Genomic DNA, 21,847 nt, shown 5'->3' on the forward strand with positions numbered 1-21,847 from the left:
GGCGCCGGACGGGTGAGCCGGTGTCCTACGGGGGACAATCGCGGTATCTGTCGTCCTCCTCGGGAGGCCCGTCATGGTCCGTGCCGGCAAGGACACCGTGCACCACCCCCTGTTCGCCCGGTTCTACGCCCGCCTGAGCGTGTCGGCGGAGCCGAAGATCGGTCCGTTGCGCGACGAGCTGCTCGCCGGTCTCTCGGGGCGGGTCATCGAGATCGGTGCCGGCAACGGCCTGAACTTCGCGCACTACCCCCGTACGGTCGCCGAGGTCGTGGCGATCGAACCGGAGCACTCCCTGCGGCAGTTGGCCCTGGAGACGGCCCTGCGCGCCGATGTGCCCGTGGATGTCGTACCGGGCGCGGCGCAGGCCCTGCCGGTGAAGAGCGAGGCGTTCGACGCGGCCGTGGTGTCGTTGGTGCTGTGCAGCGTGCGGGATCTGCGGCGCTCGTTGCGCGAGATCCGGCGGGTGCTGCGTCCCGGCGGTGAGCTGCGGTTCTTCGAGCACGGCAGGGGCGGCGGCCGGGTGATGCGCACGACCCAGCGGGCGCTGGACCGCACGGTGTGGCCCCTGCTGTTCGGCGGCTGCCATGTGTCCCGCGACCCGGTCGGCGCGATCGAGGCCGCGGCGTTCGAGATCGAGTCGGCAAGGGAGCTGCACCTGCCGCCCCGGGGCCCACGACTGCCCAGCTCGTACCTCGTACTCGGCCGGGCCCGCCGGTCCGGACCGGACGAAGATGCGGACGGCTAGGGCTTCCGGTGGATCTCCGCGGCGTCGCGGTGGCATCGGACAAGGGCGCCATGCCGGCGCGCCGCCGGCCGGACCGTCCCCCGCACCGGGCGAAGCCCGCCGGTCCGGTCGTTCATCGGCTCCACTGGCGAAGCTCCTGCGCGATGTCCTGGACGGTGGCCTCGCCGGTCTTGACCAGTCTGGCCAGCTCGCGCACCTGCTCGGCGGAGGTGACGACCTTGACGCCACTGGCGACGAGGTAGCCGTAGGCGACGGCGGAGGCGAACAGCGCGTTGGAGCGTTCCAGGGCCGGGACGTGCATCAGCAGCTGGAGGAGGGAGGCGGCCCGGGCGTGCGGGGTGTCGTAGACGGGGACGTCGAAGATCTGCGCCTCGTGCCGGGCGACGGCCGCGACGAGGGCGCCCCAGTCGCTGACCTGGGGGTCTCCGGGGGTCTTCTGTTCTGCGACCATCAGCAGCCAGGCGAGGTCGATTCTGAGCCGGCTCAAGGGATCAGTGACGTCCCTCGCGCCCGCCCCCGGGTTCCCCCGCCGCTCCCGGCTTCGCCCGAGTGGGGGCACCCCCGTCGAATTCCTCGGCGAAGACCGCCGCGTACTGCTTCATGAAGTCGGCCGCGGACTCCACGAAGGTGTGGCCCACCTCTCCGGTGTCCTGTCTGACCAGCTCCTCGATGTACCGGTTGACACTCATCCCGCGCTCCAGGGCCCGCTCCCGGGCTGCCCGGGCCGTGTCCTCGTCCACCCGTACGTTCAGCTGGGTCTTGGCCATGACTCGACGCTAGCGCCGGAGTGCTAGCGGGGCAAGGGCGCCTTGGACCGTGCGCCCCCGGGAGCGGCACCCCGGTGCCCCTTACACCGACACGCGGAACCCGACCTGCGACGGAGACCGCCTCGGACTTCCGGGGGATACCCGGTGTGGACCGGATCACATTAGGCTCGTCCGGTAACGCCCGGAATGCGAACTGGTTCGAGCATGGAGGCCGTTTTGTCCACTGCTGCCGCTGAGCACTCCCTCGGCCGCGCGGAAGCCGACGGCGTCGCCGCCCGCGCCCGGGGCCTGACCAAGGCGTACGGCTCGGGCGAGACGACGGTGCTCGCCCTCGACTCGGTCGACGTGGACATCGCGCGCGGCCGCTTCACCGCGGTGATGGGCCCCTCGGGCTCGGGGAAGTCCACGCTGATGCATTGCCTGGCCGGACTCGACACCGTGTCGGCCGGGCAGGTGTGGCTCGGGGACACCGAGATCACCGGGCTCAAGGACCGTGAGCTGACCCGGCTGCGGCGGGACCGCATCGGCTTCATGTTCCAGTCGTTCAATCTGATCCCTACATTGAACGCGGCCGAGAACATCACCCTGCCCATGGACATCGCGGGCCGGAAACCCGACGAGAGGTGGCTCGACCAGGTCATCGACACGCTCGGGCTGCGGAACCGGCTGGGGCACCGGCCTGCGCAGCTGTCCGGCGGCCAGCAGCAGCGTGTCGCCTGCGCCCGCGCGCTCGCCTCCCGGCCCGAGCTGATCTTCGCGGACGAGCCGACCGGCAACCTCGACTCGCGGGCCGGACTGGAGGTGCTGGGCTTCCTGCGGGAGGCCGTCGACCAGCTGGGCCAGACCGTGGTCATGGTCACCCACGACCCGGGTGCCGCCGCCCACTCCGACCTGGTGCTCTATCTCGCCGACGGGCGGATCGTGGACCGGATGGAGCATCCCACGGCCGAGGCGGTCCTCGAACGCATGCGGCTGTTCAGCGGGACCGCCACCCAGCCCTCCGGGCTCGACCCGCTCGCGACGGCATCCGACGGGGGCGGCGAACCCGCTGACGCGCACACCCTCCGGACCACCGACCTCGACAAGGACTGACACCGTGCTGAAGGCGACCCTGCGGAGTTTCCTGGCGCACAAGGGGCGGCTGGTCCTCTCGGCCCTGGCCGTCGTCCTGTCGGTGGCGTTCGTCTCGGGCAGTCTGATCTTCTCGGACACGGTCACCCGCACCTTCGACCGGCTCTTCGCCTCCACCTCGGCCGATGTCACCGTGGGCCCGAAGGACGACGACCTGGAGGGGCAGCTGCCGTCCGGGGCGGTGGAAACGGTGCCCGCCGCGCTCGCGGAGCGGGTCGCGAAGGTCGACGGCGTCGCGGACACCCATGTCGACGCGGCCGTGGAGAACATCACCGTCGTCGACCGCGACAACGAGTCGGTGGGCCCGACGACGGGCGCACCCACGATCGCGACCAACTGGTACCTCACCGACCGCAGCCCCGTGGAGCTGACCAGCGGACACGCGCCGGAGGGCCCCGGCCAGGCGCTGCTGGACGCCGACACCGCGAAGAAGAAGGACGTGGAGATCGGCGACACGCTCACCGTGCTCGCCGGGCCCGGCTCCTTCAGGGTGGAGGTCGTCGGCATCGCCACCTTCACCACCACCAACCCCGGCGCCGCGCTGGTCTTCCTCGACACCCCCACCGCGCAGACCCGGCTGCTGGGCGACCCCGGCGCCGCCACCGGCATCTCGGTGACCGCGGAGCCCGGTGTCACCGACGCCCAGCTCAAGGAGCGGATCGCCGCGGCGCTCGGGCCGGGCGCGTACGAGTACCAGACCGCCGGCGAACAGGCCGATTCCGCGGCGGCCTCGCTGGGCGGGTTCCTCGACGTCATCAAGTACGTGATGCTGGGCTTCGCGGGCATCGCGACGCTCGTCGGGGTGTTCCTGATCGTCAACACCTTCTCGATGCTGATCGCGCAGCGCACCCGTGAGCTGGGCCTGCTGCGTGCCCTCGGCGCCGACCGGCGGCAGGTGCGCCGGTCCGTGCTCACCGAGGCGGCGCTCCTCGGTCTGGTCGGGTCGACGCTCGGCCTCGCCGCGGGCATCGGGCTGGCCTTCGGGCTGATCGAACTCATGGGCGCCTTCGGGATGAACCTGAAGTCCACCGAGATGGTGGTCGGCGTGGGGACGCCGATCGCGGCGTACGTCGTCGGGCTCGGTGTCACCTTCGTGGCGGCGTACCTGCCTGCGCGGCGCGCGGCAACCGTGTCCCCGATGGCGGCCCTCACGGACGCGGAGATCGCCGGGGTGGGCCGGCCGCTGAGGACGCGGGCGGTGGTCGGTGTGATCGTCGGCGCGGCGGGCGCCGCCGCACTCGTGGGGTGCGCCGTGTCGTCGGACACCGGCTCGGCGGCCTCGCTGCTAGGACTCGGTGTCGTCCTCACGCTGATCGCGACCGTCATCGCGGGCCCGCTCCTGGTACGGCCGGTGATCCGGGTCCTCGGCGGCGCGTTCCCGGCGCTGTTCGGCTCCGTCGGCCGGATGAGCCAGCGCAACGCCCTGCGCAACCCGCGCCGGACGGGCGCGACCGCCGCCGCGCTGATGGTGGGGCTCGCGCTGGTCGCCGGGATGTCCGTGGCGAGCGCGTCGATGACCAAGTCGTTCGACCACGAGATCGACAGGACACTGGGCGCGGACTTCGTCGTCCAGAACCAGAACTTCCTGCCGTTCCCCCAGGAGGTCACCGACGAGGTCCGCGACACGGAGGGCGCCGGACTGGTCGTACGGCAGCGGTTCGCGCCCGTCGCCGTCCGGCTGCCGGACGGAGAGCGGATCGAGACCACGGCCGCCGCCTACGACACCCGGCTCGACGAGGTCGCCAACGTCACCTACGCCGAGGGCGACAGCGCCGCCGCGCTGGCCGACGGCGCGATCGCCATGGACGTGGACTTCGCGCGCGAGCACGAGGTGGCGGTCGGCGACACGGTCCCGGTGCGGTTCCCGGGCGGGAAGGACGCCGAACTGAAGGTCGCCGCGCTCACCGACCAGGACACCGCCGACGGCTTCGGAATGCAGGGCGGGCTGTACTTCGGGATGGGGACGATCGAGACGTATGTGCCGGACGGCCAGGACTCGGCGCTGTACGTGAACGCCGCGTCCGGGGTCGGTGCCGACGAACTGCGCGCGAACCTGGAGAAGACGCTGGACGCGTACCCCCAGGTACAGGTGCGCGACCAGGCCGATTACAAGGAACTTGTCCGCGGCCAGATCGCCGTGCTGCTGTACCTGGTGTACGCGCTGCTCGGCCTCGCGATCGTGATCGCGGTGCTGGGCGTGGTCAACACCCTCGCCCTGTCGGTGGTCGAGCGCACCCGCGAGATCGGGCTGCTGCGCGCGATCGGGCTCGGCCGACGGCAGTTGCGGCGGATGATCCGGCTGGAGTCGGTGGTGATCGCCGTGTTCGGCGCGGTCCTCGGGCTGGCGCTGGGGCTGGTGTGGGGGGTGTGCGTGCAGCAGGTGCTGGCGCTCCAGGGCATGAAGGCGCTGGCGATCCCGTGGGGCACGGTCGTCGCCGTGGTGATCGGTTCGGCGGTGGTGGGCGTGGTGGCCGCGTGGCTGCCGGCGTTGCGCGCGTCGCGCATGAACGTGCTGGCGGCGATCGCGCACGAGTGACCTGCCGACGGTGGGTGGCGGCCGGGCGTGCTGGCAGCGAGGGCGCGAGGGTGGTGTACTCACCGGGATGCCAGGCTCAAATCCCATGCCGGTGAGGAGAGTTCATGCCGCGCCCGTTCCGTTTCGGAGTCAATCTGCTCAATCCGACCTCGGCCGGGGAGTGGCGCGCGAAGTGCCGCCGCGCCGAGCGGCTGGGCTACGACGTGATCCTGGTCCCCGACCATCTGGGCATGCCGGCCCCGTTCCCGGCGCTGGTCGCCGCCGCGGAGGCGACCGAGCGGCCACGGGTCGGCACCTTCGTGCTCAACGCGGGGTTCTGGAACCCCGCCCTCCTGGCGCGCGAGGTGTCCACGACGGACGCGCTGACCGACGGACGGCTGGAGCTGGGGCTCGGCACGGGTTACGTACCGGCCGAGCACGAGAAGGCGGGCCTGCCGTGGGGGTCTCCCGGCGAGCGCGTCGACCATCTCGTGCGGACCATCACGGAGTTACGGCGGCTCCTCGGGTCGCAGGAGCACCAGCCGCGCCCCGCGCAGCGGACGGTTCCGCTGCTCGTCGGCGCGAACGGCGACCGGATGCTGCGGGCCACCGCCGAGCACGCGGACATCGCGGCGTTCACGGGCGCGCGGCCCGGAGCGGGCGGCACGCTGGAGGCGCTGACGGCGGAGGAGCTGGACGAACGGGTCGGCCGGTACCACGAGTTCGCTTCCGTCCGCGGCGAGCCGGCCGAGCTCAATCTCCTGATCCAGCTCGTGGAGTTCACCGAGGACCGCGGGGCGGCCGTGCAGCCGTGGCTCGGGCACATCCCGCATCTGAGCGAGGAGCAGGTCCTGCGACTGCCGCTGGTCCTGGTGGGGACGCTGGACGAGATCGTCGAGCAGGTGCTGGCGCAGCGGAAGCGCTACGGCTTCACCTACCTGACGGTGCTCGAGCCGAACATGGAGGCGTTCGCCCGGGTCATCGAGGCGCTGCGCGGCAGATGACCCCGCCCTCCTCAGGCCCCCGCCCTCCTCAGGACCCAGCCCTCCTCAGGCCCCCGCCCTCCTCAGGACCCAGCCCTCCTCAGGCCCCCGCCCTCCTCAGGACCCAGCCTTCCCCAGGACCTCGCAGCCCTCAGGACCCGCAGCCCTCAGGACCCCGCGCGTTCCCAGCCGCGTCGCGGGGCACGGGCGCCGAGTCGGGTGTCGCGGCTGCGGTAGACGATGTACGGGCGGGTCAGATAGCCCAGCGGCGCGGTGAGCATGTGGACGAGCCGGGTGAAGGGCCAGAACGCGAACAGCAGCAGGGCGCTGAGCGCGTGGAGCCGGAACAGCACCGGCGCCTCGCTCATCAGGGCAGGATCCGGCTGGAAGTAGAAGATCGAGCGGAACCAGGGGGAGATCGTCTCCCGGTAGTTGTAGCCGCCGCCCACGATGTTCGCGGCCACGGTGGCGGCCAGGCCCAGGGCGATGGTCACCGTCAGGGAGACGTACATGGCCTTGTCGTTGCGGGTGGTGGCCGAGAACACGGGCCCGACGGTACGGCGCCGGTAGATCAGGATGGCCAGCCCGCCCACGGTGGCGACGCCCGCGACGGTGCCCAGGACGACCGCGGAGACGTGGTAGGCGTGCTCGCTGACACCGGCCGCCTCGGTCCAGCTCTCCGGGATGACCAGGCCGCCGATGTGACCGAGGAGCACGACCAGGATCCCGAAGTGGAACAGTGGGCTGCCGATGCGCAGCAGCCGCCGTTCGTAGAGCTGGGAGGAGCGGGTGGTCCAGCCGAACTTGTCGTAGCGGTAGCGCCAGACGTGGCCGAGGACGAACACCGCGAGGACGACGTACGGCAGGACGACCCACAGCAGGATGCCGCCGGTGCCTGCCTCCGCCGCCAGGGTGAGGGGCTGCGCGGGCGCGGTCATCGGGGACCTCCTACGACGGGGTCGGGCAGGAACACCGGGGATGCGTACGGGTCGAGGCCGACCTGCTCCTCGGGCGGGCCCTCGGCGGCCAGGCGCATGACGGCCTCGCGGTCGTCGCCGGCCAGGGCGGGCAGAGTGGCCGATACGGAGTCCAGGACAGGGGCCCAGGGCGAGCCGTCGTCGTTCAAGGCCAGGCGCAGCAGCTCGAGGCCGGCGCGGTGTTCGGTGAGCAGAGGTCCTCCGGTGGGCGGGTCGGTGGCGGCGAACTCGAGGACGACGGCCAGGTGGTCGGGCAGTTCGTCGTCACCCAGACGCCAGCCGGCCGCGGTGTACGTCTGCTTCAACCGCAGCAGGCCGATGCCGCGCTTCCGGGTGTCGCCGTGCGCGTAGTACGTCAGGTACGGGCAGCAGCGTTTGCGGTGGTCGAACGTGGCCACATACGCGGCGGCCAGGTCCGCGGGGGCGGTCCGCTCGGCGTGTGCGGTGAAACGGAGCAGGGGTCGGGCCACCGGGTCGGGCAGGACGTCGGCGACCCGGCCGGCCAGGGCCAGGTGCCGCGTGAACCGGTCGTCGGGGTAGGACAGCAGCAGGGACTGTACCTGCCAGGCGAGGGGATGCCAGGACTCGGTCCGGGCGGTGCGTGTGCTCTTCCTTCTCATGGCTTTCACGGCTTCGGCTCGGCCTCCCCGCCCGTGTCCTGGCCGGCACCGGTTCCGCCGCCGGAGGGATGGTCCGGGAACAGGCCGGGCGGTGAGCCCTTGCCGTCCCAGTTGAGGAGGTTGACGCGGGTGGCCTTGTCGCCGGGCGTGGCGGCGGTGTCGGAGGTCTGGCGGTCGCGCAGGGCGCGGAAGTTCTCCACGGCGATCGGGGCGGCACCGCCGGAGGTCTCGCCGAACGGGCCGGAGCCGCCCATGCCGGGGCCGCCCTCGTAGTCCAGGCTGCACTCGGTGGCGAGTTCCTCGAGCTGGTGGGCCTGTTCGGCGTGGGCCGGGGGGATGACGTAACGCTCGTCGTACTTGGCCAGCGCCAGCAGCCGGTACATGTCGTAGACCTGCTCGCCGCTCATGCCGACCGCCTCGGGGATGGCGTCGTTCGGCTCGCGGCCGAGGTTGATGTCGCGCATGTACGAGCGCATGGCCGCCAGCCGGTGCAGCACCGCGTCGACGGGTGCCGGATCGCCGGCGGTGAACAGCTGGGCGAGGTAGTCGACGGGGATGCGCAGGGCGTCGACGGCGGCGAAGAGGTTGTGGTGGTCCTCGGCGTCCTGACCGGTGTCGCGGACGGCGTCGACCACCGGGGACAGCGGCGGGATGTACCAGACCATGGGCAGGGTGCGGTACTCCGGGTGCAGCGGCAGGGCCACCTTGAAGGTGTTGATGAGGGAATGGATCGGGGAGCGCTGGGCGGCCTCGACCCAGTCCCGCGGGATACCCGCCTTCTCCGCCTCGGCGATGACCCGGGGGTCGTGCGGGTCGAGGAACACCTGGCGCTGGGCCTCGTACAGGCCCTTCTCGTCGGGGGTGGACGCCGCTTCGAGGACCCTGTCGGCGTCGTAGAGGACGAGGCCGATGTAGCGCAGCCGGCCGACGCAGGTCTCGGAGCAGACGGTGGGCAGGCCGACCTCGACGCGCGGGAAGCAGAACGTGCACTTCTCGGCCTTGCCGGTGCGGTGGTTGAAGTAGACCTTCTTGTACGGGCAGCCCGTGACGCACATCCGCCAGCCCCGGCAGCGGTCCTGGTCGACGAGGACGATGCCGTCCTCCTCGCGCTTGTAGATCGCGCCGGACGGGCATGAGGCCGCGCAGGACGGGTTGAGGCAGTGCTCGCAGATCCTCGGCAGGTAGAACATGAAGGTCTGCTCGAACTCGAACTTGATCTTCTCGGAGACCTCGTTCAGCAGGACGTCCCGCTCGCTGGTCGCGGCCGAGCCGCCGAGGTCGTCGTCCCAGTTCGCCGACCAGGAGATCTTCATGTCCTTGCCGCTGATCAGGGACTTGGGGCGGGCGACGGGGGTGTGGTCCTGCAGGGGGGCGTTGGTCAGCGTCTCGTAGTCGTAGGTCCAGGGCTCGTAGTAGTCGTCGAGGGAGGGCAGCACGGGGTTGGAGAAGATCTGGACGAGCTTCTTGAAACGGCCGCCGGCCTTCAACGCCAGTTTCCCGCGCTTGTTGAGTTCCCAGCCGCCCTTCCAGGTGTGCTGGTCCTCGTAGCGGCGCGGATACCCCTGGCCGGGGCGGGTCTCGACGTTGTTGAACCACACGTACTCGACGCCGGTGCGGTTGGTCCACGCCTGTTTGCAGGTGACCGAGCAGGTGTGGCAGCCGATGCACTTGTCGAGGTTCATCACCATCGCCATCTGTGCCATCACGCGTCCGATGGCGGCTTCGCCACGGGGCATCAGTACGTCACCTCCTGGTCGGCGCGGCGGCGGATGACGGTCACTTCGTCCCGCTGGTTGCCGGTGGGGCCGAGGTAGTTGAAGGCGTAGGAGAGCTGGGCGTAGCCGCCGATCAGATGGGTCGGCTTGATCAGCAGGCGGGTCAGGGAGTTGTGGATGCCGCCGCGGCGGCCGGTGGTCTCCGTGCGGGGCACGTCGATGAGGCGGTCCTGGGCGTGGTGCATGTAGACGGTTCCCTCGGGCATGCGGTGCGAGACGACCGCGCGGGCGGCGACGACACCGTTGCGGTTGACGGCCTCGACCCAGTCGTTGTCCTCCACCCCGACCTTGGCCGCGTCCTGGGTGCTCATCCAGATCGTGGGGCCGCCCCGGGACAGGGAGAGCATGAACAGGTTGTCCTGGTACTCGGAGTGGATGGACCACTTGTTGTGCGGGGTCAGGTAGCGCACGGTCACCCCCAGTTCCCCGACGTCGCCCGGGCGTGGCTCGTCGAACAGGACGTCCATGTTCAAGGGGGGCCGGTAGACGGGGAGTTGCTCGCCGAGGGCGGCCATCCAGTCGTGGTCGAGGTAGAAGTGCTGGCGGCCGGTGAGGGTGTGCCAGGGCTTGAGGCGCTCGACGTTGACGGTGAACGGCGAGTAGCGGCGCCCGCCCGTCTCCGAGCCGGACCACTCCGGGCTGGTGATGACCGGGACGGGGGCGGCCTGTGTGTCGGCGAAGGTGATCTGCTTGCCCTCGTGCTCGGCGGCCAGGTCCGCGAGCCGCGTGCCGGTGCGGGCTTCCAGGGTGTGGAAGCCCTGTGTGGCGAGGTGGCCGTTGGTGGTGCCGGACAGCGCGAGGATGGCCTCGCACGCCTGTGTGTCACGCGCGATCGACGGGCGGCCGTCGCCCGCTCCGCCGCGCACGACGCCGTTCTTGTGGCGCAGGTAGTCCAGTTCCCTGTCGACGTGGAAGGTGACGCCCTTGGTGGTGGCGCCCAGCCGGTCGAGGAGCGGCCCGAGAGCGCCCATCTTCTCGGCGACGGCGCCGTAGTCGCGCTCCACGGTGACCAGCTTCGGCATGGTGCGGCCCGGAACCGGCTCGCACTCCCCCTGCTTCCAGTCGCGCACCCTCCCGTGCGGGGTGGCCAGTTCGTCCGGTGTGTCGTGCAGCAGCGGGGCGGCGACCACGTCCTTGCGGACGCCGAGGTGGCCGGCGGCCTGGCGGCTGAACTCCTTGGCGAGGGTGTGGAAGGCGTCCCAGTCGGTGCGGGTCTGCCACGGAGGGGCGATCGCCGGGTTGAACGCGTGGACGAAGGGGTGCATGTCCGTGCTGGACAGGTCGTGCTTCTCGTACCAGGTCGCGGCCGGCAGGACCACGTCGGAGAAGACGGTCGTGCTGGTCATGCGGAAGTCCAGCGTCAGCAGCAGGTCGAGCTTGCCCTCGGGGGCTTCCTCCCGCCACACCACGTCCCTCGGCCGGGCGTCCGGCGGCGCCTCATCGGCCCGGACGGAGGAGTCGGTGCCGAGGAGGTGCTTGAGGAAGTACTCGTTGCCCTTGGCGGAGGAGCCGAGCAGGTTGGCCCGCCACACCGTCAGCACCCGGGGGAAGTTCCCGGGGGCGTCCGGGTCCTCGCCCGCGAACCTCAGCCGCCCGGACTTCAGCTCCTCCACGACATGAGCGCCCACGTCGCGGCCCGCGGCCTCCGCCTCGTCGGCGAGGTCCAGCGGGTTGCGGTCGAAGGTCGGGTACGACGGCATCCAGCCCATCCGGGCCGACTGCGCGATCACGTCGGCGGTGGTCCTCCCCGCGAAGGGGCTGCCCCGTCCCGCCGCCGCGAGGGTGTCAGCGGAGAACGGGTCGTAGCGGAACTGGTCGCTGTGCAGGTACCAGTACGCGGTCTGGATCATCAGCCGGGCCGGGCGGTTCCAGTCGGCGGCGGTCGCGATCGCCGAGTAGCCGGTGATCGGACGGACCTTCTCCTGGCCGACATAGTGCGCCCAGCCGCCGCCGTTGACCCCCTGGCAGCCGGTCAGCGTCGTCAGCGTCAGAAACGCGCGGTAGATGGTGTCGGAGTGGAACCAGTGGTTGGTGCCCGCACCCATGATGATCATGGAACGGCCACCGGACTCCTCGGCGTTGGCCGCGAACTCCCGCGCGATCCGGGCCGCCCGGCCGGCGTCCACTCCGGTGATCGACGCCTGCCAGGCCGGGGTGTACGGCTCCTCGGCGTCCTCGTACGACGACGGCCAGCGGCCGGGCAATCCGTCGCGGGCCACCCCGTACTGAGCGAGCAGCAGGTCGAACACCGTGGTCACCAGGCGTCCCGCCACCCGGCGCACCGGTACGCCGCGCCGCAGCCGCCCCGCGGCGCCGTCCGGCGCGTCGAAGCGGGGCAGGTCGACGGCGACCGGCGCCTCGCCGCCTCCGCCCGCGGACAGCAGCGGATTCACGTCGCCCAGGTCGAGGTTCCATTTCCCGGCGCCCGACTCGCCGAAGCGGTCCCCGAGGGTGCCGTTCGGCACGATCGGTCGCCCGGTGGCGGCGTCCAGCAGCACGGTCCGGAACTCCGCGTGCTCGGCCGTGGCGGGCTCGCCGCCCAGGTCCGCCGCGGTCAGGAACTTGCCGGGCGTGTACGTGCCCGGCTCGTCCGCCGCCTCGTCCAGGGTGACCAGGAACGGCAGGTCGGTGTACCGCTTCACGTAGGAGGTGAAGTACTCCGTCTCCCGGTCGACGAAGAACTCCTTGAGGATCACATGGCCCATGGCCATCGCCAGGGCTCCGTCGGTGCCCGGCTGGGCCGGCAGCCACTCGTCGGCGAACTTCACGTTGTCCGCGTAGTCGGGCGAGACGGCGACGACCTTCTGCCCGCGGTAGCGGGCCTCCGCCATCCAGTGCGCGTCCGGGGTCCGGGTCACCGGGAGATTGGAGCCCCACATGATCAGATAGCCGGCGTCCCACCAGTCCCCCGACTCCGGTACGTCGGTCTGGTCGCCGAACATCTGCGGCGAGGCGACCGGCAGGTCGGCGTACCAGTCGTAGAACGACAGCATCGCCCCGCCGACCAGTGAGTAGAAGCGGGCGCCGGCCGCGTGCGAGACCATCGACATCGCCGGGATCGGCGAGAACCCGGCGAGCCGGTCCGGCCCGTACTCCTTGATGGTGTGCACGTGCGCGGCGGCGACCATCTCCACCGCCTCGTCCCAACTCGCCCGCACCAGCCCGCCTTTGCCGCGCGCCTTCTTGTAGCGGCGGGCGCGCTCGGGGTCGGAGACGATGTCCGCCCAGGCCGCCACCGGGTCACCGAGGCGGGCCTTGGCCTCCCGGTACATCTGCAGCAGGACGCCGCGGACGTACGGGTATCGGACCCGGGTCGGCGAGTAGGTGTACCAGGAGAAGGCGGCGCCGCGCGGGCAGCCGCGCGGTTCGTACTCGGGCCGGTCCGGGCCGACCGACGGGTAGTCGGTCTGCTGTGCCTCCCAGGTGATGATGCCGTCCTTGACGTACACCTTCCACGAGCACGAGCCCGTGCAGTTCACGCCGTGTGTGGAACGCACCACCTTGTCGTGCGACCAGCGGTCCCGGTAGAACTCGTCCGCCTGCCGGCCACCCTTGCGATGCAGGGTGCGCAGATCGTCGGAGACCTCCGCCCGCGTGAAGAACCGGCGACTGCGCACCAGCGCCTCCGCCAGATCGCCGTCCATGCCCGTCCGTGTCCGTTCCCGGCTGGTCTCCGTGCTCACCGTGCCACTCCGCCCCGGGCATCGCAGGCCCGTTCGAATTGTGATCGGTTCCGGCCGCCCACGACTCTACGACCGCCATCCCCACGAAGGTCAACAGCCACACCAAGACCCACACATGGCGTAGGGAGATCGTCCGACGGAGCGTGCGGGGCCGGCTGCACCCGCTCCGAGCGTCACGCCCGTATCAGTGAAGCCCCGTGCCCCCGCTCGCGATGAGCGGGGGCACGGGGCCTGTGCGGTGCGGTGTCCGGCCGGAGAGGTCACCCCCCTTCAGGCGGTCGACCTGGATGTCCTTGACTGTTCCGGTGACGCCGGGTGCCCTTACGCGGTGGTGCCGGCGGTGGTGCCGTGGCCCCGCCGGCCACCCGTGCGCGGCCGGGGCTCCCCGCCCTCAGCGGCGCGCTTGACGCCGGTGAGGGTGAAGGCGAGCGCGGCTGTGGCCACGACCGCGAGGAGGGCGAGGCCGATGGCGTACGACTCGTACGCGCCGTACAGCGAGCCCATGACCAGCGGCGGCAGGAAGCCGCCCAGACCGCCCGCCGCGCCGACCACGCCGGTGACCGAGCCGACCTGGGCCGCCGGGGTCATCAGGGCCACCAGGGCGAAGGTCGCCCCGCTGCCCGCGCCGAGCGCGGCGGCCATGGACAGGAAGGCGATGGTGCCCACGGGAGCCAGGGGGAGCGTGAAGGACTGTACGACCGCCCCGGCGACGACCACGGCCAGCGAGCCGGCCAGCACCCGGACCGGGCCCAGCCGGTCGGACAGCCAGCCGCCCATCGGGCGCATCGCCACCGCGAGGAGCACGAAGCCCGCCATGCGGTTGGCGGCGTCGGCCTGTGAGAGGCCGTAGCCGGTCTTGAGGTAGGTGGGCAGGTAGACGGAGAAGGCCACGTATCCGCCGAACGCCACGGCGTACAGCGCGGACGCCTGCCAGGTGATGGGCAGCCGGGCGGTGGCGGCCAGCCTGCGGCCGAGCGGCTCGGTCGGCACGGTGCGGCCGGGTGCGTCGCGCAGCAGCAGGGCGGCCACCACGGCGTAGACGGCCAGGACCGCCGCGGTGATCAGGAACGGCGTGGCCATGCTGTTCGCGTCGACCAGCTTCACGGTGGTCAGGGCGCTGATGGCGGTGCCGCCCATGCCGGCGCCGAAGACGCCGATGGCGAGCCCGCGCCGTTCGGGCGGGAACCATGCGTTGACCAGCGGCACTCCGACGGCGAAGGCGGTGCCGCCGATACCGAGGAAGAACCCGCCGACCAGGAGCGCGGCCAGCGAGGAGTGGCCGGCCAGCCCGAGGTAGAGAACCGGCACGATGGTGGCCGCCGACACGATCGGGAACATCACCCGTCCGCCGAACCTGTCGGTCAGCGCGCCCACCGGGATACGGCCCAGGGAGCCGACCACGACCGGAACCGCCACCAGCAGCGACTGCTCGAACGACGAGAGGTCGAGGCTCTCCTTGAACCGGGGGCCGAGCGGGCTGAGCAGCGCCCACGCCCAGAAGTTCACCGCGAAACCCACGGTGGCCAGGGCCAGCATCAGCCACGCCCGTGCGGACACCGGCGTATCCGACGGTGAACCGCCGCTCTTCGACTTCAACGGCTGGACCATGTTGTCCGTCCCTTTCCTCTTCATGGTGGTACTGCGCCACCGGGATCGCACGTGCGCCGCAGACCCATCGTCCGAGGAACGGCATCCCACAGCCACTCTCCGCGTCCGCGCCCACCCTCGGCATGGGCCATGGGTCCCTGCCGACGGACAAACGGTCCCGGGCCGGTCCACCCCGTGCCGCGGGGCACATCCGGGTAGGGCCGATCGGCCCTACCCGCGGCATGCGCCCGTATGGACGATGAACTGATGTTCCAGAACGACGCGTTTCGCGCACTCGACCGGCCGCAGTGCCTGCGCCTGCTCGGCAAGGTGCCGGTCGGCCGCGTGGTCTACACCCGGCAGGCCCTGCCCGCGGTCCTCCCCGTCAACTTCTCCCTGGACACGGACGGCTCCGTTCTGCTGCGCACGTCACGGGGCTCCGACCTGGTCCGCGCCGTCGACGGCGTCGTCGTCGCCTTCGAGGCGGACGAGTTCGACGCCTCGACCCGGTCCGGGTGGAGCGTCGTCGTCACCGGCCGGGCCACCACCGTGACCGATCCCGCCGAGCACGAGCGGCTGTCGCAGATCGGCCCCGCCTCCTGGATGCCCCTGCGGGACCCGGTGTTCGTACGGATCGTGTCGGAGATGGTCACCGGACGTGAACTCCAGGGAGCGCACGCCCTGCAGTGAGGGTGGCGGCGGCGAACCGCCGCTCCGGGCCCGCCGTGCCGGCCACGCTCAGGGCCGGCCGTGCGCAGCCGGCCCGTCGGCTCAGTCGTTCGTACCCGCGTGGGATGCCCGCGGCTCCGCCTCCGGGAGGGCGGCAGGTACGGCACCCGCGGAGGCCCGGGGTGTGCGGCCGCCGTCCGGGCCGTACCCGAACCGGATCAGCAGCTGCGGGAAGCACCGCCGCCTCGACCCCGCCATCGCCGCCCGAAGGTCCGGCCACTCCATCGCCTGGTGCAGCATGGAGGTCCGCACCCCGCGCCGGGTCGCCGTCAGCAGCACGCGCTCCAGTGCCTGCCCCGCTCGCAGCCAGTCCTCCGGCCGGTCGTGTGACGTCCACAGCAGGGCCACCTGAGCATGGCGTTCGAAGCGCAGGGCGGGCAGGTGGGGAGCGGGCAGCCGGCCCGTGAAGTCCCGGACCGGCATCCGCCCGGACGCGTCCCGCGGGCCCAGCGCCATGAGGGGAATGCCGTAGGAGGCGTTCTTCCCCGGAACGGTGATCCAGGTGCGTGCCTCGGCCGCACGGGCCGGGTGGGCGGCGTTGCGCGCCTCGGCCGCCTGGGTCAGTCGGAGCAGGCGCCGCGTCCCCACGATGTCCGGCACGGTCAGGTGAGCGCCCTCGGCCCCGGCCGAGCTGATCATCTCGGCGACGACCGGGTCCGGAACCGGACGGCCGGTGAACGGCATCCGGCTCGTGTGGCGCCGCTCGACCGCCTCGTACACATCGCCCAGGGGCGCCTGCCCGTCCAGGGCCGGCCCGGCCAGTTGGACCCTGGCCAGCAGGTCCGGATCGTCTGCGGCGGGAAGCAGCCGGACGACGGTCTCCCAGCCCAGATGCGCGGCGGCGACCCGGAGGTTGAAGACGGCCGCCCCCACCGACAGGTGCTGGGCACGCAGGTCGGGGTCGGCCAGCGGCAGCCGCCGCCGACGGTCGGCACGGACCTCGATCGACCGGCTCTCCGGGTCGAGACCGAACCGCCAGGGCTGCGTGTTGTGGATCGACGGCGCCGCCACCGCCGCGGCCAACAGGGTGTGCACAGCTGTGGCGTCGACTTCCCGGGTCTGCATGACGGCTCCTTCGCAGGGTGTCCTCCGTATCACCAACCCTGCGCCGTGCCCCCCGCCCCGGGGAGGGTTGGCCGGCCCCCGGGCCGTGGGCCGTACGGCCTCATTCGGCGACCGGAACGGCCCCGAGGGCACTGTCGTCCAGAGGGGCGGGACCTCCGCGGCGCAGGGCCCGGGGCGCGCCGGTGCCGGGCGGCGGGACACCGGTGGCGGGCGGCGGACCCGGTGCTCGACGGTGGTACACCGGTGCCGGGCGGCGGGACGGGCCCGACGAATCCTCTGCTCGTTCCCACGACGCCGGCCGAGCCGCTGTCGTGGCCACGGCGGCCGGCCGCGCGGCGTCGCGCCCGGGGCACCCGGCACGTCGCGGACAGCGCCGCGGCCACGCTCATGTCACGGACAGCGCCGCGGCCGCGCTCACGTAGCGGGCAGGGCCGTGGCCAGCAGCACGACGCCGAGGGAGCCGACCAGGGACACGACCGCCAGGGCCCGCGCGAGGTCGGCGCGGCCCCTGGCGTGGGCGATGCCGTGTCCGGCCGCCGCGAGCATCACCAGCACGAAGAGGGCGAGCTTGGTCGCCAGGGTGCGGCCGTAGCCGGGTTCCGCGAGGGAGGCCCAGGTGACGCCCCGGTGCCAGGCCATGGCCCAGCCGGTGGCCAGCTGCACGGGCAGGAACACCGCCCCGGTCAGCATCCCGAAGCGGCGCCCGGCCGCGGCGGTGAAGCCGTCCTTGGCCTCCGGGGCGAGCAGATGGCGCGCCAGTGGGAGGACCACCAGGGAGAGGGCCAGTTGCCCGCCGACCCAGAGGGCGGCGCCGGCCACGTGCGCGAACCGCACGAGCGACCACCAGCCGACGGTGTCCATCAGCCGGTCACCTCCACCATGCCGTGCGCGCCGGCTTCGGCGTGGCGCATGTCGTGGTCGACGAAGGCGTAGTGGCCGGCTTCCGGGAACGTCGTCTCGACGAAGCCGCCCTGTGCGGGGGCCAGGTCCAGGACCTGTGCCCCGCCCGGCTGGTCGGGCTTCAGCAGGTACGCGCCTTCCTTGTACACGGTGTCGAAGACGGTGCCGACGAGGTGGAAGGCGATGCCGTCGCCGGGTCCCGCGGCCACCACCCAGAAGCGGGCCCGCTCACCGGTCTTCACCTTCAGGGGCCGCTTGGCGTACTGGGCGGCGACGCCGTTGAACGCCCAGGCGTCGGGGGTGCCGGCGCGCATCTTCGCGACCTGGGCGGCACTGCCGGTGGTGCCGAGGTAAAGCTCGGAGCTGACCAGCACGTACTCGTGGTCGGCCTTCCGCAGACCGGGCGGGTCGATGATCACCGCGCCGTACATGCCGTTGCCCATGTGCTGGAGCATGGGCGAGGTGCTGCAGTGGTACAGCCATGCCCCCGCTCTCTCGGCGCGGAAACGGTAGACCAGCCGCTCGCCCGGGTCCAGGGTGCGCATCGGCCGGTCGGGGGCGAGGGATCCGGCGTGGAAGTCGATGCCGTGGCCCATGTTCTCGTCGTCGTTGACGAGGGTGACCTCGAAGACGTCGCCGACCTTGCCGCGCAGGGTGGGTCCGGGTGCGGTGCCTCCGAAGGTCCACATCTGCTGCTTCACCCCCGGGGCCACTTCGACCACGGTGTGCGCGGCGCGCAGTTCGACCTTGTGGACCGTCCCGCCGGGGGCCGGCGCCAGGTCGGCGGCGCGCGGCTGCCAGCCGGTGGAGAAGTCGGCGGACAGGTCCGGGCCGGCGTCGTGCTCGCCGGCGGTGGCAGAGGTGTGCCCCTGGTGTCCGCCGCCGTCCGCGGTCTTGCCGTCCTTCACGACGATGTCCATGACCATCCCCGCCGCCCTGTGGCCCGGCAGGGTGCACCACGCTTCACGGTTCTCCGTGACCGGCCCGATGTCGAGTACGCGGGTGTCGCCCTGGCCGAGCATCGGGGTGCCGGGACCGTCCTCGACCTTGAGGTCGTGGCGCCGGCCGTCCGTGTTGGTGACCTTCAGCCGCAGCGCGGTGCCCGCCGGGACCTCGATCCGGGCGGGCCGGATGCGCATGTCGGCCAGGGTGACGGCGACCGTGCGGGTGGCCCCGGCGCCGGCACCCGACGCACCGCCGGCGCTCGTCCCGCCGCCCGTGTCCCCGCCGCTGTTGGCCACGATCACCGCCAGTACGGTCAGGACGACGCCCGCGGCGGTACCCCACAGAGCCGGGCGCCGAGCCGCACCGGTACCGTCCGCGTCCGCTTCCTTGCGCAGGGCCCGTCCGCTGCGGACGAGCACCCGCACCGCGAGGGCGAGGAACGCGGCGCCGGCCAGCGCGGCGAGCAGCAGGCCGGCCGTGGCGGCAGGGGCGGGCAGCGGGAGGGCCGCCAGGGCGACGCCGGCGTTCAGCGTCACCAGCCGCGTCGACCAGCCCCGCTCCAGCACCGCCTTCACGGCAGCGCGGTCCTTCGGGCCACTGCTGAGGACGACCGGGAGGAGGTAGGTGAGCGCGCCGATCAGGATCTGGGCGACGAAGCCGACGAGCAGCACCGGCAGCAGGGCGTCGATCCCGGCCTGTGCCGCCGCGGGCGGCCGGGTGACCAGCAGGGCGAGATCCGCCGCCACCCCGGTCAGCAGCCAGCAGGTGGCGGCGGCGAGCATCCAGGCCGCCGCCGCGGAGACGGGCCGGTTGCCGCGGACGGTGCGCAGGAACAGGTTGACGGCGAGGGCGACTCCCTCCACGTAGAGGGCGAGGCCCGCCACGGCCGGCCAGCGCCAGCCGAGGGCCAGTGCGGCGACCGCCACCAGCAGTCCGCTGCCGGTGAGCCGGAGCACCTTCCCCGACACCTTCGTGGTGCGGTCCTTCATCCGTACGCCCAGCACGGTAGGCCACAGCATGAACAGCGTGCCCAGCACGGGCAGCCCGATCCAGCCGAGCAGTGTGACGTGCAGGTGCGCGAGGCGCAGCCCCGCGTACCGGTCGGGATCGCCGGCAGCGCCGGTGGCCAGCAGCCAGCCCAGGAGGGTACCGGCGATCAGGGCCGCGGTGGCCGCCTGGTAGTAGGAGACGACCGGCTTGAGGCGTCCGCCGAGCGCCCCCCTCCTCAGCCGGAGCAGCATCACCAGGTGCGCGACGGCCGCGGCCACCAGCATCGCCGCGGAGACCGCGGTCAGCACGGGGGTCGCGGTCCACACGCCGGCGCAGAGCCCGGCGACGGCGAGGTTGGCCGTCGCGAGCCGGGCGGCACTCCCCCGTGCGTCCGGAATCCTCGCGTGCAGCAGGGCGACGGCGAAGTGCTCGCTCCACACGAGGACGGCCGTGGTGACGGCGCCGAGCAGGAACATGTGCACGGCGATCCAGTGGGCCACCGGCCATGTCTCCCGTGCCCCGACCGCCACCAGGGCCAGGCCCAGCCACGCCAGGACCAGGACGTGGGCGCGCAGATGCCGGGTCCTCACCCCGGACGCCCTGAACCGGTTCGGGTACGTGCCGGGGTCGCTGCCCTTTCCGGCCCCGGTGGGCCCGGCCGCGATGCTGGTCATGCCGCTCCTTGCCGCTCGGGTGAACCCCCGCCGTCCTGCCCCGGTGTGTTCCGGGCCGGGTGTGCCGCTCCGGCCGGCCGCGAGCCCTCGCCGGCCGGCCCGCCCCCGGTGCCGGCGCCGTCGGACAGCAGCGCGGCCAGTTCCCGCTGGTACGGGAAGGATCCGGGCCGGTAGCCGCACCAGGGCTCCTCCGCGTACGGGTCGCCGGTGACGCCGTAGGCACGCGATCGCGAGCCGCCGCAGACCCGGCGGAACTCGCAGGCACCGCACCGGCCGCCCAGCAGGCCGGGGTCCCGCAGGCCGGTGAACAGCTCCGAGGTGCGGTAGATCTCGGTCAGGGGCGTGTCGCGGACGCTTCCCGCGCCCAGCGGCAGGAAGCCGCTCGGGTGGACGGTGCCGGTGTGGGAGACGAAGACGAAGCCGCGGCCCGCGTTGACGTCCAGCGGTGGCCGCCGTACCCGGCGCGCCGCGGTGTCCAGGCCCAGTTCTGCGGCACGTTCGCGCAGCTCCCGGTACAGCGGGCCGAGGCCGAGCACCGCCACATGGTCCTCACCGGTGGTGGCGAGGATCTGGCGCTGCAGGGCGACGCGGCGGAAGTGGTGGGCCTCGGTGGTCTTGGCCGGCACGGTCAGGCCGACGTCGTGGACGAAGTTGAGGACGTCCTCCACCTCACCGGGGGTGAGCGCGCCGAGGGCGCGGCCACGGCCGGTGGGCACCAGGAAGAAGGCGCTCCACAGCATCGCCCCGTGCTCGGCGACGAGGCGGACGATGTCGGGGAGGTCGTGCAGGTTGTGCCGGGCGACCGTGGTGTTGATCTGGACCTTCATGCCGAGGGCGCGGGCGGTGTCCCAGGCGTCCAGGGTCCAGCGGAAGACGCCGGGCACCCCGCGGAAGGTGTCGTGGACCTCGGCGGTGGAACCGTCCAGGCTCAGGGAGAGGCCGACCGCCCCCGCCGTGTGCAGCTCCCGCAGCCGGTCCGCGGTGAGCGTCGGGGTGCCGGACGGGGACACGGCGACCCGGACGCCGGCCTCCTGGCCGTAGGCGATGAGTTCGGTGAGGTCGGGGCGCTGGAAGGGGTCGCCGCCGGTGATCACGAACAGCGGGGCGGGGCGCCCGAAGGCGGCCACCTGGCGCAGCAGGTGCTTGGCGGCGTCGGTGTCCAGTTCGCGCGGGTCCCGGTCGGACACGGCCTCGGCGCGGCAGTGCAGACAGGCCAGCGGGCAGGCCCGGGTGGATTCCCAGATGACGATGAACGGCCGTTCCCCCGCGTCGTGGCGCTGGCGCCGTACCGCCTGGGCGGTGGCGCTCACCGTACGGCCCTGCCCAGCGCCCTGGGGCTGTGTCCGGCCGCCCTGGAGTCAGGGCAGACGAGGCGGGCGGCCGGACGGTGGCCGGGCCGGACCGTGCGCGGCGCCCACCGCGTGCGGCAGCGGTGGCATCGGCCTTGAGGGCGGTCGACGTGGTCGTGCACGGAACACCTCCGGATCGGTCGCCGTCAGCATCCACCGGCGGCGGTGGCCGGCGCGGCGGCCGATGGTCATGCGGAACAGGGCCGACGGTCCCTCTACGGGGCGGGCGTACAGGGCCGAACGGGCCGTCGGCGGTGCGAGCGGCGGTTCCGCACCCGGTTCCCCGGGCTGCCCGTGAGCCGGTACCGGGACCATTGGCCCCGTGGAGACCGGCGGGATGGGGCCGGAAGGTCGGCCGCCGGGGACCGCCGGCCCCGGGTGGTGACCCTGTTCACGGCCTAGCGTTCCCGGC

Annotated in this window: 16 protein-coding genes; 5 read left to right on the forward strand and 11 right to left on the reverse strand. The window is 72.5% G+C overall.

The features are described from left to right. Positions 1-73 precede the first annotated feature (73 nt). The gene (locus AC067N_RS26415; protein ID WP_478681356.1) at positions 74-745 is read left to right on the forward strand and encodes a class I SAM-dependent methyltransferase; all 672 of its coding nucleotides are present in this window, start codon (positions 74-76) and stop codon (positions 743-745) included. A gap of 112 nt (positions 746-857) precedes the next feature. Here the strand turns inward: AC067N_RS26415 and AC067N_RS26420 are convergent, their stop codons facing one another. Both AC067N_RS26420 and AC067N_RS26425 read right to left on the reverse strand, forming a co-directional pair. Beyond that, on the reverse strand, positions 858-1,232 hold the full coding sequence (locus tag AC067N_RS26420; protein ID WP_478681357.1) for a fic family toxin-antitoxin system, toxin component: 375 nt from the start codon (positions 1,230-1,232) through the stop codon (positions 858-860). A gap of 4 nt (positions 1,233-1,236) precedes the next feature. Then, the gene (locus AC067N_RS26425; RefSeq protein WP_478681358.1) at positions 1,237-1,512 is read right to left on the reverse strand and encodes a toxin-antitoxin system HicB family antitoxin; all 276 of its coding nucleotides are present in this window, start codon (positions 1,510-1,512) and stop codon (positions 1,237-1,239) included. Positions 1,513-1,728: 216 nt separating this feature from the next. On the opposite strand from AC067N_RS26425, the gene AC067N_RS26430 reads away from it, so the two are divergent. The 3 genes from AC067N_RS26430 (at position 1,729) to AC067N_RS26440 (ending at position 6,162) form a co-directional block, all read left to right on the forward strand. Continuing rightward, positions 1,729-2,604 carry an ABC transporter ATP-binding protein gene (locus tag AC067N_RS26430; protein WP_478681359.1) on the forward strand — a complete coding sequence of 292 codons (876 nt, stop codon included), beginning with the start codon at positions 1,729-1,731 and terminating at the stop codon, positions 2,602-2,604. A gap of 4 nt (positions 2,605-2,608) precedes the next feature. Then, complete coding sequence (locus AC067N_RS26435; protein ID WP_478681360.1) at positions 2,609-5,179, forward strand: ABC transporter permease; 2,571 nt, start codon at positions 2,609-2,611, stop codon at positions 5,177-5,179. A gap of 104 nt (positions 5,180-5,283) precedes the next feature. Beyond that, the gene (locus AC067N_RS26440) at positions 5,284-6,162 is read left to right on the forward strand and encodes an LLM class F420-dependent oxidoreductase (RefSeq protein ID WP_478681361.1); all 879 of its coding nucleotides are present in this window, start codon (positions 5,284-5,286) and stop codon (positions 6,160-6,162) included. 146 nt (positions 6,163-6,308) lie between these two features. On the opposite strand, the gene narI is transcribed toward AC067N_RS26440, so the two are convergent. The 5 genes from narI to AC067N_RS26465 all read right to left on the reverse strand — a co-directional run bounded on the left by narI (position 6,309) and on the right by AC067N_RS26465 (position 14,804). Then, on the reverse strand, positions 6,309-7,079 hold the full coding sequence (gene narI, locus AC067N_RS26445; protein WP_478681362.1) for a respiratory nitrate reductase subunit gamma: 771 nt from the start codon (positions 7,077-7,079) through the stop codon (positions 6,309-6,311). After that, positions 7,076-7,738 (reverse strand): nitrate reductase molybdenum cofactor assembly chaperone, encoded by a 663-nt coding sequence (narJ, locus tag AC067N_RS26450; RefSeq protein WP_478681363.1) that lies wholly within the window; start codon positions 7,736-7,738, stop codon positions 7,076-7,078. The genes narI and narJ overlap by 4 nt, the downstream gene beginning before the upstream one ends. Before the next feature lie 5 nt (positions 7,739-7,743). Further along, the gene (gene narH / locus AC067N_RS26455; protein WP_478681364.1) at positions 7,744-9,474 is read right to left on the reverse strand and encodes a nitrate reductase subunit beta; all 1,731 of its coding nucleotides are present in this window, start codon (positions 9,472-9,474) and stop codon (positions 7,744-7,746) included. Further along, the gene (locus AC067N_RS26460; RefSeq protein ID WP_478681388.1) at positions 9,474-13,157 is read right to left on the reverse strand and encodes a nitrate reductase subunit alpha; all 3,684 of its coding nucleotides are present in this window, start codon (positions 13,155-13,157) and stop codon (positions 9,474-9,476) included. The genes narH and AC067N_RS26460 overlap by 1 nt, the downstream gene beginning before the upstream one ends. 360 nt (positions 13,158-13,517) lie before the next feature. Further along, the gene (locus AC067N_RS26465) at positions 13,518-14,804 is read right to left on the reverse strand and encodes a nitrate/nitrite transporter (RefSeq protein ID WP_478681389.1); all 1,287 of its coding nucleotides are present in this window, start codon (positions 14,802-14,804) and stop codon (positions 13,518-13,520) included. A gap of 246 nt (positions 14,805-15,050) precedes the next feature. On the opposite strand from AC067N_RS26465, the gene AC067N_RS26470 reads away from it, so the two are divergent. Next, positions 15,051-15,473, forward strand: a complete 423-nt coding sequence (locus AC067N_RS26470; protein WP_478681365.1) for a pyridoxamine 5'-phosphate oxidase family protein — start codon at positions 15,051-15,053, stop codon at positions 15,471-15,473. 81 nt (positions 15,474-15,554) lie between these two features. Here the strand turns inward: AC067N_RS26470 and AC067N_RS26475 are convergent, their stop codons facing one another. From AC067N_RS26475 to AC067N_RS26490, 4 genes are all read right to left on the reverse strand, one after another. After that, entirely contained in the window at positions 15,555-16,577 is a 1,023-nt protein-coding gene (locus tag AC067N_RS26475) for an Acg family FMN-binding oxidoreductase (RefSeq protein WP_478681366.1), read from the reverse strand. A gap of 414 nt (positions 16,578-16,991) precedes the next feature. Continuing rightward, entirely contained in the window at positions 16,992-17,438 is a 447-nt protein-coding gene (locus tag AC067N_RS26480) for a hypothetical protein (RefSeq protein WP_478681367.1), read from the reverse strand. Continuing rightward, positions 17,438-20,086, reverse strand: coding sequence for a multicopper oxidase domain-containing protein (locus AC067N_RS26485; RefSeq protein WP_478681368.1), 2,649 nt, complete (start codon positions 20,084-20,086; stop codon positions 17,438-17,440). The genes AC067N_RS26480 and AC067N_RS26485 overlap by 1 nt, the downstream gene beginning before the upstream one ends. After that, a complete protein-coding gene (locus AC067N_RS26490; protein WP_478681369.1) occupies positions 20,083-21,396 on the reverse strand; it encodes a TIGR04053 family radical SAM/SPASM domain-containing protein in 1,314 nt (437 codons plus the stop codon). Before AC067N_RS26490 ends, AC067N_RS26485 begins: the two co-directional genes overlap by 4 nt. Positions 21,397-21,847: the final 451 nt, after the last annotated feature.

This window comes from Streptomyces sp. NPDC042364 (assembly GCF_056437585.1).

Coding starts and splice junctions, on each gene's coding strand:
- AC067N_RS26425 (WP_478681358.1), bottom strand. CDS start 1,512: ATGGCCAAGACCCAGCTGAACGTACGGGTGGACGAGGACACGGCCCGG.
- narJ (WP_478681363.1), bottom strand. CDS start 7,738: ATGAGAAGGAAGAGCACACGCACCGCCCGGACCGAGTCCTGGCATCCC.
- narI (WP_478681362.1), bottom strand. CDS start 7,079: ATGACCGCGCCCGCGCAGCCCCTCACCCTGGCGGCGGAGGCAGGCACC.
- AC067N_RS26470 (WP_478681365.1), top strand. CDS start 15,051: ATGTTCCAGAACGACGCGTTTCGCGCACTCGACCGGCCGCAGTGCCTG.
- AC067N_RS26480 (WP_478681367.1), bottom strand. CDS start 17,438: ATGGACACCGTCGGCTGGTGGTCGCTCGTGCGGTTCGCGCACGTGGCC.
- AC067N_RS26460 (WP_478681388.1), bottom strand. CDS start 13,157: ATGGACGGCGATCTGGCGGAGGCGCTGGTGCGCAGTCGCCGGTTCTTC.
- AC067N_RS26415 (WP_478681356.1), top strand. CDS start 74: ATGGTCCGTGCCGGCAAGGACACCGTGCACCACCCCCTGTTCGCCCGG.
- narH (WP_478681364.1), bottom strand. CDS start 9,474: ATGCCCCGTGGCGAAGCCGCCATCGGACGCGTGATGGCACAGATGGCG.
- AC067N_RS26475 (WP_478681366.1), bottom strand. CDS start 16,577: ATGCAGACCCGGGAAGTCGACGCCACAGCTGTGCACACCCTGTTGGCC.
- AC067N_RS26485 (WP_478681368.1), bottom strand. CDS start 20,086: ATGACCAGCATCGCGGCCGGGCCCACCGGGGCCGGAAAGGGCAGCGAC.
- AC067N_RS26465 (WP_478681389.1), bottom strand. CDS start 14,804: ATGGTCCAGCCGTTGAAGTCGAAGAGCGGCGGTTCACCGTCGGATACG.
- AC067N_RS26440 (WP_478681361.1), top strand. CDS start 5,284: ATGCCGCGCCCGTTCCGTTTCGGAGTCAATCTGCTCAATCCGACCTCG.